The organism is Allosphingosinicella sp., from assembly GCF_046295735.1.
Lineage (GTDB): Bacteria > Pseudomonadota > Alphaproteobacteria > Sphingomonadales > Sphingomonadaceae > Allosphingosinicella.
Genome location: NZ_JBKBMQ010000018.1, coordinates 54852 through 64515, shown reverse-complemented (window position 1 = coordinate 64515; position 9664 = coordinate 54852). Strand labels below are relative to the sequence as shown.

The 9664-nt window shown below is 67.2% G+C and carries 8 protein-coding genes, 1 tRNA gene and 1 pseudogene; 6 read left to right on the top strand and 4 right to left on the bottom strand.

Annotated features, from left to right (window positions below):
• The 3 genes and pseudogenes from ACK4K7_RS15210 to ACK4K7_RS15200 form a co-directional block, all read left to right on the top strand.
• Positions 1-798: pseudogene (locus ACK4K7_RS15210) on the top strand (hypothetical protein); the annotation flags it as partial.
• On the top strand, positions 795-1334 hold the full coding sequence (locus ACK4K7_RS15205; protein ID WP_431867292.1) for a hypothetical protein: 540 nt from the start codon (positions 795-797) through the stop codon (positions 1332-1334). The pseudogene ACK4K7_RS15210 and the gene ACK4K7_RS15205, both read left to right, overlap by 4 nt.
• Positions 1331-3379: an AAA family ATPase gene (locus tag ACK4K7_RS15200; RefSeq protein ID WP_431867290.1), complete on the top strand. Its 2049-nt coding sequence runs from the start codon at positions 1331-1333 to the stop codon at positions 3377-3379. The genes ACK4K7_RS15205 and ACK4K7_RS15200 overlap by 4 nt, the downstream gene beginning before the upstream one ends.
• A 430-nt stretch (positions 3380-3809) precedes the next feature.
• Here ACK4K7_RS15200 and ACK4K7_RS15195 read toward each other — a convergent pair whose 3' ends face one another.
• The 4 genes from ACK4K7_RS15195 to ACK4K7_RS15180 all read right to left on the bottom strand — a co-directional run bounded on the left by ACK4K7_RS15195 (position 3810) and on the right by ACK4K7_RS15180 (position 8008).
• The gene (locus ACK4K7_RS15195) at positions 3810-5981 is read right to left on the bottom strand and encodes a ParB N-terminal domain-containing protein (protein ID WP_431867288.1); all 2172 of its coding nucleotides are present in this window, start codon (positions 5979-5981) and stop codon (positions 3810-3812) included.
• Positions 5982-6131: 150 nt separating this feature from the next.
• Positions 6132-7418 (bottom strand): tyrosine-type recombinase/integrase, encoded by a 1287-nt coding sequence (locus ACK4K7_RS15190; protein ID WP_431867287.1) that lies wholly within the window; start codon positions 7416-7418, stop codon positions 6132-6134.
• Positions 7419-7576: 158 nt separating this feature from the next.
• Positions 7577-7667, bottom strand: a tRNA-Ser gene (locus ACK4K7_RS15185).
• A 23-nt stretch (positions 7668-7690) separates the two neighbouring features.
• Positions 7691-8008, bottom strand: a complete 318-nt coding sequence (locus tag ACK4K7_RS15180) for a 4a-hydroxytetrahydrobiopterin dehydratase (RefSeq protein WP_431867286.1) — start codon at positions 8006-8008, stop codon at positions 7691-7693.
• A 39-nt stretch (positions 8009-8047) separates the two neighbouring features.
• Here ACK4K7_RS15180 and ACK4K7_RS15175 point away from each other — a divergent pair, with 39 nt between their 5' ends.
• From ACK4K7_RS15175 to ccmB, 3 genes are read left to right on the top strand one after another with little or no spacing between them, the layout of a single operon-like run.
• Positions 8048-8449, top strand: coding sequence for a metallopeptidase family protein (locus tag ACK4K7_RS15175; protein ID WP_431867284.1), 402 nt, complete (start codon positions 8048-8050; stop codon positions 8447-8449).
• A 17-nt stretch (positions 8450-8466) separates the two neighbouring features.
• The gene (ccmA, locus tag ACK4K7_RS15170; protein WP_431867298.1) at positions 8467-9012 is read left to right on the top strand and encodes a heme ABC exporter ATP-binding protein CcmA; all 546 of its coding nucleotides are present in this window, start codon (positions 8467-8469) and stop codon (positions 9010-9012) included.
• On the top strand, positions 9009-9650 hold the full coding sequence (ccmB, locus tag ACK4K7_RS15165; protein ID WP_431867282.1) for a heme exporter protein CcmB: 642 nt from the start codon (positions 9009-9011) through the stop codon (positions 9648-9650). Before ccmA ends, ccmB begins: the two co-directional genes overlap by 4 nt.
• Positions 9651-9664: the final 14 nt, after the last annotated feature.

Genomic DNA, 9664 nt, shown 5'->3' with positions numbered 1-9664 from the left:
CTAGCCGAGCCTGCTGTGCAGGCGCGGATCCAGAGTTGTGCGCAATGGATGAACCTCCACCTGCCGGGGCGACATCTCGTAGTGGTTGGCTTCTGGACCGACTGGGGTTATCTCAACGACGTATTGTCGGACGCTTTCGCGATTACGAACGCGCGTTCGGTGACCGTGATCGACCCGACGGCGAGCGCCGCCCTTAGAGCCAAGGCCCCGGAGCTGTGGGACAAGCTGACGACGTTGAGTGCGGCCTTCGAGCATATTCAGGAATCCGGCGCCGAGATCCTTGAGGAGCTTCGCGTCGCTTATTCGAGGAGCTGGGCGAGAAAATTCTATGCGCTCGGACAGCCGCTGGCCGCGGCCAGCGGAATCGCGCATACCCCGTTGGCTGATGCCTTGGCGTGCGACGATCTATATAATCTGCGCCGGGATGTGGAGGGCGTCCCTTATACCCGGGCGGCGACGCTGAGGGCGCCGCCAGCGGATAGCGCGGAAGCGGCCTTTGCCCATATCGAACTTGGCAATGACGGCGCCGTGCAGGCTGGCGCGTGGCTGGCGCATGGCGGGCGGACCGTGAGGATCGTCAACGGCGCGGGTCAAGGCCTCAGCGATATGCGGGAAGCCCATAAGGAGCCGCCCAATCTGGTGCAGCCTGACATCGTCCTGTGCGCTGGCGCCATCGACCTCGGCGTCCCGGCCAGGCTGATCGCGACCGGGAAGGGCGCGAGCATCGTTAGCCCAGCGCCGGGCGGCGGCGCGAAATGGCTGACCCGCACCGACGCGCGCACGGAACTGGGCCTGTGATCGACCTGCTCTCCACCTCGCAGATATTGCTGCGCGATGCCGGGTTCACGGTTCGTCTAAGCTCAGTAGGCCACAAACCGGTCGTCTGCTTCGAGGACAATGCGCTTTTCGGATTCTGCAGCGCCTTCGACCAAACGGACGAATTGATCAACGGGTGGAAGGCGTTTGAAGGCGAGATCCTGAGGCGCTTCGCGGCCAACATCCGAGCCGCGGGGGAGAAAGCCTGGAACGTCTACTGCGTGTTCCTATGCGGTGGAGCGGGCGATACGGTGCAAAAACGCGCAGTGAGCTGGATCGAGGAGGATCTGGAACGGACACGGAAGGTCGCGGCTTGCGAAATCGCCAGCCGCGAGGATCTGGTGAGGGTCCTACTGCCCGTCCTTCCGGTTCAATATCAGCCGGCGCTCCAGCATGAGGACCTAACGGCGCGCCTGCAAAAACGGATCGCCGACATCGCGCCCCAGGCGTCCCACGCGGTCTTGGATCTGGACGTCCCAGTCGCTGAGGCGGTCCGCCTGCTCGGTGAACGGCCATGAAATTTTCCTATGTCGAGGTTGCGGGTTTCCGGGGATTCAAAGACGTCACGCGCTTCGATTTCCCCGCGGGCTTCGTGGTGCTGACCGGCCGAAACGGCGCCGGCAAGAGCACGATCCTCGACGCCGTCGACTATGCGTTCACCGGCACCATCAACAAATATGCGGTCAAGGGTGCAAAAGGCGGCGGCCTCGACAGTCACATTTGGTGGGTCGGCGACGGCGCTCCGGCGGCTCAATATGTGGAGGTGGGGCTAGTCGCTCCGGACGGCCATACGTTCAAGATCGTCCGCAGCCGCGATCGGGGCCTGCAGACGACCATGGATGAGGTGGCGAATCACCTCTGCTCGGATCGGATGGCAGAGTGCCCGTGGGAGGAGACTTTCGTCCAGACCACCCTCATTCGGGACGAAACGCTATCCGGCCTCAGCCTCGATCTTCCGGAGCAGGCGCGGTTCGAAGCCGTTCGCGCCGCGATCGGCGGCCTCACCGGGCCTGATCATTCGGCTCGCACAACAGAGCTGAACAAGGCCGCCGCGGCAGCCAAGAGGGCGCAGGATGCGAAGCTTGCCGAGGCGCAGGCCGATTTGGGCCGGGCGCTCTCGGCGCTCACGGAAGCGCGCAGCATTGCCGAACGCCAAGCCGACGTTTCCGAGGCCGAAGAGATTATCCTACGGATAGCGCCCGACCTCGCCGCCACCAGCGGGGATCGATCTGAAGCGCTCAGGCGACGAGTCGCGGAACGCAAGCAGTCCATTCCCGTCCTGATGGACGCCATCGCACAGGCCGAGACGACGGTCGCGGAGGAACGATTTCTCACGTCGGACGAGAGCCTCGCCAACGCGCTCGCGCTTGCAGGGCAGGTAGAGACGCTTGAGCAGAGACAACAGGAGGCCCTCGCGGCCGTTGGAGTTGCACAACGTGCCGCAGCGGCCGAACAGGAGGCCGATTCCTTCGCCGCCCACATGGTTGCATTGCTCCAGCATGGCGAAGAGATCGGGCTGGTCGAAGGGCATTGTCCTCTGTGCAGCGCCGTTCGCAGCGATGCCGAATTCGCCAACGCCATCGAAGCGGCTCGCGCGCGCTTACAGACCCGCGGGGAGGTCGCGGCCAAGGCGGCCGATACGTTGGCAAAGACCCAATCGCTCGCCCACCAGGCCGAACAAGAGCTCGCTGCGGCGAAGCAGAGAATTGAAGAACTCGATGCTCGGCGGACACGCTCTGCCCAAGCGCTTGCCGCGGCGCGCGCTGTCTTTCAGCGTTACGGTCTGCCCGCCGATCCCGTGAATCCCGAACAGATTCGCGCGCTCGTCCTGAAGCGGCAGGAAGAGACTGCGCGGCTCGAGCACGCGCTGTTCATCCTCGAGGCATCCGGCGCGCACGACAGGGTCACCGCGCTGGAAACTCGGATCGCGCAGCTTCGGGAAAATGTAGAGGAAGAATCGCTGCGCGCGACAGCCGCTGAGCGTGCCGTTGAAGCATCGAAGCAGATCGATAATGCGGCTAGGGCCGTTGCGAACCAGATCCTCACCGAGCAATTCGACACGGTCATGCCGCTCCTCAAAGAACTGTATCAGCGGCTTAGACCGCATACGGACTGGCGCGAGATCGAAACCGACTTTGGCGGTGAGGTGCGGGCATCGCTCAATTTCACCGTGGGCGATGGCCGGAATCCGCAATTCCTCTTCAGTAGCGGGCAACGCCGGGCGGCAGGCCTCGCCTTCCTGCTCGCAATCCATCTGTCGCGACCTTGGTGCCGGTTGCGGTCGCTGTTGCTGGACGATCCGGTCCAGCATATCGACGACTATCGTGCCCTGAATCTCGTCGAGGTGCTATCTGCAATCCGGCGGATGGGACGGCAGGTCATCATTGCTGTGGAGGACCCGGCATTGGCGGACCTTTTGTGCCGCCGACTGCGGAGCACACCGGAGGAGACCGGCCGTCGTTTCGACCTCTCATTTGGTCCAAGCGGTTCGGCGATCATTGACAGCAGTGTGGACGTCCGACCTCTGCCCCGAGAAGTACTGCGTCTCGCCGAAGCGTCCTAAGCGCTTTGTTACCCGTTCACGCCTCACTGCAGCCCATCCCAATGTCCACCGACGAACGGCTTTGGCCGTATCGACTCTCATAGCAGCCGGTTCGCTTTCGGGCGCAAACCCCTCCTCCATACGTTCCTCGTCACGGGTTGGGGACGGCGGGGAATCCGGGCGGCGATCCATCCCGGCCGTTGCTCCGTCCCTGCCAATCTCCTGTGAAGCGTCGCCGCCCCTTCCGGCTGGGGTGAGGGCCGACTGTTCAGTGAGGCACCTCGGCTAGGCGCGTTGGCCGGCGTCGATCGCGGCGGATAGTGGGGAGCGCCTGTATTTCCCTTTGGGCGATCCCTGCGGCCGCTTTTGACTAATCCCGGTCGCCGTCCCCAGCCGGTGGCGAGGCAGGGTGGCACCGAAGCGCCACCCCAGAAGGAAGCAGCCGTAGACGTTAGGCTGCTTCCTCCAGCACTACGGGCGGCACGTCGCCGTCCGCTTCCTTGCCGATCCCTTTCCTCCGGCGCGGGGACTTGTGGCCGGCGCATGTTTCTCTTTCCGGCGCGTTAGACGCCGGCGCGGCGATTTCCCCGCCTCTATCCTCCTCCGCACCGGAGCCGGCCTCCGCTGAATCGGACCCGTCCTCGCTCGGATCCTCCCAAGGCGGACCTTCGTCCGCGGTGTTCGCCGGTGCTTCTGGCGCCGCCGCGAACCGCATCGCTTCCGGCACCCATGTGAGCGCCCGCTCCTTCACGTCGGCGGGAGCGACGTGACCGGCGAAGATGCGCTCCGCCGTCTCGCTGAGTTCCACCTTCTTCGACTTCGAATAGCCGCAGGCGAAGACGGCACCGCCGATCTCCTCGAGCACCGCCAAAGTCACCCTCTTCGGCACCCGGTCGAAGAAGTTGGCGCCGGTCGGCCGCCACCATTTCGCGACGTCGATTCCGAGCAAGCGGCCAAGGTGATCGTGGAAAGGGCAGGTTCGTCCGCCGGGAAGGTTGAGGCTCGCTTCCAGCGTTCGTGCGACCGCATGGCCGAGCCAGGCCGCTCGCGCCTCGTCCGGGAGAGCCCGGAAGGCGTCGAACCTGCCGGCGCGCGTATCTGCCGCGCTCCAGCTGCGGTCGAGCGCCTCCGCGGCCTCCCCGCGGGCGCGCGTCGCCGCCGCGTCGGGCGTCTTGAAGCCGAAGACTGGGTCGTGGGGCGGCAGCGCGACGAGCGACGATCCGCTCTTTCCCGACGAGTAGCCCGCCTCGCGGTCGATCATCAGGAAGATGGCAAGATCCAGCGCCAGGCCCGGATCGGCTGCCACATGGACGGCGAGGATGTCGCGCCGCTGGATCGCGAGCTCGTCGGCGAGCGCCTGCGAGAGCGGGACCGGCCTAATCGCCGGCTCCGCCACGATGGCTGGCATCTCCTGACCGTCCCCACCCGCGTCGGGCCCGCCGGATTCGTCCAGCTCCTCGGGCTCGTCAGACGGCTCGACATAGTAGCTCGTGTCCAGGCGTGGCTGACCGCCCTCGTCGAGCAGCAGGAAGGTGCCGATCCGCGGCTTCAGGTCGTCGGGGATCACCGGCGGCTTGTCCGTGATCGCCTCGATGCGGGCGCCGATCTCCCGCACCCGCGCCTCGGCAGCCTCGCGCGCTTCCGCGGCGGTCTCCTCGCTCTCGAGCTGGCTGATCAGCTCCTCGGTCTCGGCTTCGAGCGCCTCGACCTCGGCGCTCTCTTCGTCGAGGAGCGGCGGCGACTGGAGCTGCACCCGCTGCAGCCCGCGCGTGACGTCGTAACCGGCCCAGCTCTCCAGCGTCGGCCGCACGAAGGCGAGCCCGGACGAAGCCGCCGTCTCGGTGGCAACCGCCTCCAGCTTCTCCGTCGCGAGCCGCTCCAGCAAGGCGATGTCAAGCCAGCGGGCGCCGTCCTGGTCGGAGAAGAGATCGCGCTCGATCCGCCCGCCTGCCGCGACATAGTCTTCCTCGCCGACGAACTTGGCCCGCCGGTCGGACGCGCTAACCTTCGCCTGGGTCATCATCCGGCGGATGCTGTCGGGGTGCTGGGCCATGTAGCTGCGCCTCACCTGCTCGAACACGAACGCCTGCCGCTCCTGGTCGGGGGTCGCGGCATAAGCCTTGGCCACGTCGAGCGTGATTGCGCCGGCGCCAAGCGCCTCGAATACGATAGGTGCGAGACTCGCAAGCCGCAGCCGGCCCTCGACAAACCGCACGGTAAGCCCGAACCGCCGGGCGATCCCCTCGACGTCGGACCCCTGCTCGATCAGCTGCTGGAAGGCTAGGCATTCGTCCGCGGGGTTCATGGCGAGCCGCTGAAAGTTCTCAGCGAGGCCCGCCTCCTGCGCGGCAGCCGGCCCGCCGTCGAGAACGAGGCAGCAAATCTCATGGCTTGCTTCGAGCTTTGCTTCGTCGACGAGGGCGAGGAGTGCGCGCAGGCGCCGCCCGCCCGCTTCGACGGTGAAGGTCCCGCGGGACTTCTTCGCCGGAGCGACGACCAGGTTCTGCAGAAGACCGCGCGCCTCGATATCTGCCTTCAGCTGGAAGTCGGCCGCTTCGTCACTGGCGCGGCGCACGTTCCGTGGGCTCGGCCTGAGCTTGCTGAGAGGAATGGCTCTGATCATCTTCGGTCTCCGGATGGGAGCCGGCGCGAGGATTCCGCGCCTGTCGCTCATCCAGAGCAGGCCACCTCTCCTCTGATAGGAGCGGCATGCCGCGACCCGCGATCAGCGCTTTACCACCAGAACATCGCACCCCTCTGCGGAGCGAAGCCCTCAGCGTCTCGGTCCCTTCAGGAGATCCGCTGCCGGGCAGAGCCCCTCGGTCAGAAGGTCCGCCCACTCCTGTGCGATTTCGCGGCGCCGTTCCATATACGCGGCCCGATTGTAGGCCCCTTCCACCTTGTTGCTGGGGACGTGCGCCAGCATCAGGTCGATCACGGCTCGATCTCCGGACCGGCCGGCACGCTCCGCCCTCTCGTTCATAATCGTAGAGAAGGCCGCCCGCCACCCGTGGGGCACATGGCGACCGTGGTAGCCACAGCGGTTGTAAAGGTATCCGATCGCATTCTCGCTGAGGGGGCGATGCAGGTGCCGATTACTCGGAAAGAGGATCGGAAGTCGCTTAGTGAGAGGCCGGATAGCCGCGATGGCTTCGATAGCCTGCCTCGAAAGCGGCACGAGGTGATCGAAGGTGGCGTCATCCTTCCGCTCGAGAACCAGTTTCATCCTGGACGAGGGCACGCGCCACAGGCCTGCCTCCGTGTCCTCGGGATGATCGGAACTCCAATCGACTCCTTCGATCTCGGACCACTCGAAGCCCCGAACGACCCCCGGTCGGACTGCGGTCAATGCGAGCAGGCGCGACGCGAGCTTCGTGACGGGACTTGCGCCTGATTCCTCAGTGGCTCGCAGCACGCCGCGAAGCGCCTCCACATTCGTCATCGCCGGCTGCCGCGTCTTCTTCGGCGCCGGCTTCAGCGCCCGCGCGACGGTGGATGCCGGATCTGCGGTGCAGATCCCCGTGGAGATGCCGTGCACGAAGACCGCCGACATCCTTTGGCGCACCCGCTTCGCCGTCTCCAGCGCCCCACGCCTCTCGATTTTTCGGAGGACTGCCAGGACCAGCGGAGCGTCGATCTCCCTCAGAGGCACGGACCCCAAGTTGGAAAACACCTCATTCTGGAGGCTACGGATCACGTCTGCCGCGTGCACCGGGGCCCAGCGCGGCGACTGCAGCTCATGCCACTCGCGCGCCACCTTCTCGAAGGTCGCCTCGGCCGCAGCGGCTGCAACGAGGCGCCTCTTCATGGCTTCCACGGCGGGATCGCGCATGTCGCGAAGAAGCCGCTTCGCCTCGTCGCGACGGGCGCGCGCCTCGGCGAGGCTCACCTCCGGGTATCGGCCGAATGTGAGCCGCTTCTCTTTGCCTGCGAAGCGATACTTGAGCCGCCACGACTTGGCGCCGCCCTTCGTCACCAAGAGATAGAGACCGCCGGAGTCGCCGAGCTTGTAGTCGGCTTCCCGGGGCTTTGCTTGCCGCGCCTTCATGTCTGTGAGCATCGGTGCCCCCATTTTCCACGTTTCGATGCCCCCAAATGCCCCCACTCTACTCTGGAAATGGGCGAATTCGGACGGCCGCCGATGCACGCAGAATACGGCTAACCCCTCACAGAAACTAGGTTTTCTGGGTCAGAGATGGACGGCGATGGACAGGTAGGTGGCGGAGCGGGAGGGATTCGAACCCTCGATACGGTTTTGCCGTATACTCACTTTCCAGGCGAGCGCCTTCGACCACTCGGCCACCGCTCCGCATGTCCTGGAAGAACGGCTATCTAGTCGCGCGCCGCGGTAAGGGCAAGCTGGGCCGCGATGCGATCGATCTTTTCCGCCAGCGCGAAATCGCGGGCGGTCAGCCCGCCGGCGCTGTGGGTGGTAAGCGTCACCTCCACCCGGTTCCAGCTGTTCGACCAATCGGGATGATGGTCCGCCTTCTCGGCCGCCATCGCCACCCTGGTCATGAAGGCGAAGGCCTCCGCGAAATCGGCGAAGCGGAAGGTGCGGGCGATCGCGCGTCCCTCATCGGCCCGCGACCATTCGGGAAGGTGCGCCAGCGCCGCCGCGATCTCCGTCTCGTCCAAAGCTTCGGCCACCTCTTCCTCCCCGCGCCGCCGCCCTCTATGTCCTCCCCCATGACCCGCCGTCAAACCTTCGCGCCCGACGCGGCCGAGCTGGAACGGCTCGGCGAGGAGGCGATCCGGCGCCTGCCCGATCCGTTCCGCGTGCATCTGCGCGGCGTCGTGCTGCGGGTCGAGGAGTTCGCCGAGGAGGAGGTCCTGGACCAGCTCGGCATCGAGGACCCGTTCGATCTGACCGGCCTCTACACCGGCCGGCCGGTCGGCGAGCAGTCGAGCTGGGCCTCGGGCGAGCTTCCGGCGATGATCCATCTCTACCGCCGCCCCTTGCTCGACGAATGGGCGGCGACCGGCGTCGGGCTCGAAGAGCTCATCACTCACGTCATCGTCCACGAAGTGGGCCATCATTTCGGCTTCTCCGACGCCGACATGCACGCGATCGAGGACGAGGCGGAGTGAGCGGGCCGCCGCTGCGGATGGAAAGCGTCGCCTGCCGGCGCGGCGGGCGGCTGCTGTTCGAGGGACTGGACCTGCGGCTCGAGCCCGGCGGCGCGGCGGTGGCGACCGGCCCGAACGGCGCCGGCAAATCCAGCCTGCTGCGGATCGCCGCCGGCCTCCTCTCCGCCGCGGACGGGCGGGTCGAGCGCGCCGCCGCCGCTTTGGCCGACGAGGCGATGGCGCTCGACGAGCGGCTGCCGCTCGCCGCCGCGCTCGGTTTCTGGGCGCGGATCGACGGTGGCGACGGGCATGCGGCCATGGCGGCGATGAGGCTGGAGCACCTTCGAGAGGTGCCCGTGCGGATGCTGTCCACCGGCCAGCGCAAGCGCGCGGTGCTGGCCCGGGTGGCGGCGAGCGGCGCGGCCTTGTGGCTGCTCGACGAGCCGGCCAACGGCCTCGACGCGGAAGGGCGGGAGCGGCTCGCCGCCGTGATGGCCGCCCATCGCGCGCGCGGCGGCGCGATCCTCGCCGCCACCCATCAGCCGATCGGCCTCGACGGCGCGGCAGAGGTGGCGCTCGGATGATCGCGCTGGCGCTGCGCGAGCTGCGGCTTGGGCTCCAGGGCGGCGCCGCGGCGCTGCCGGTCATCTTCTTCCTGCTGGTGGCGACGTTGTTTCCATTCGCGGTCGGGCCCGACGCGCCGCTCCTCGCCCGCACCGGCGGCGGCGCCTTGTGGATGGCGGCGCTGCTGGCGGCCCTGCTGCCGGTCGAGCGGCTGATCGAGCCCGACCGGGCATCGGGCGTCCTCGACCAACTGGCGGTGCGCGGGATGAGCGAGGAGGCGGTGGCAGCGGCGAAGCTCGCCGGCCACTGGCTCGCCTTCGGCCCGCCGCTGATGATCGCCGCCCTGCCGGCCGCGGCGCTGATGAAGCTTCCGCCCGAAATGCTGCTGCGGCTGGAGATCGGGCTGCTCGCCGGCACGCCGGGCCTCGCGGCGCTCAGCCTCCTCACCGCCGCGCTTACCGCCGGCCTGAGGCGCGGCGGCGCGCTCGCGGGCCTGTTGATGCTGCCGCTGGCGGTGCCGATCCTGATCTTCGGCGCCGGCCTCATCGCGCGCGGCAACGAGACCGGCGCGCTGCAGCTCCTCGCCGCCGTGTCGCTCCTCTACCTCGCCGCCGCCCCCTTCGCCGCCGGCGCCGCCATCCGCGCCGGGCGGGAGTAAGCTGCATCGCCCAC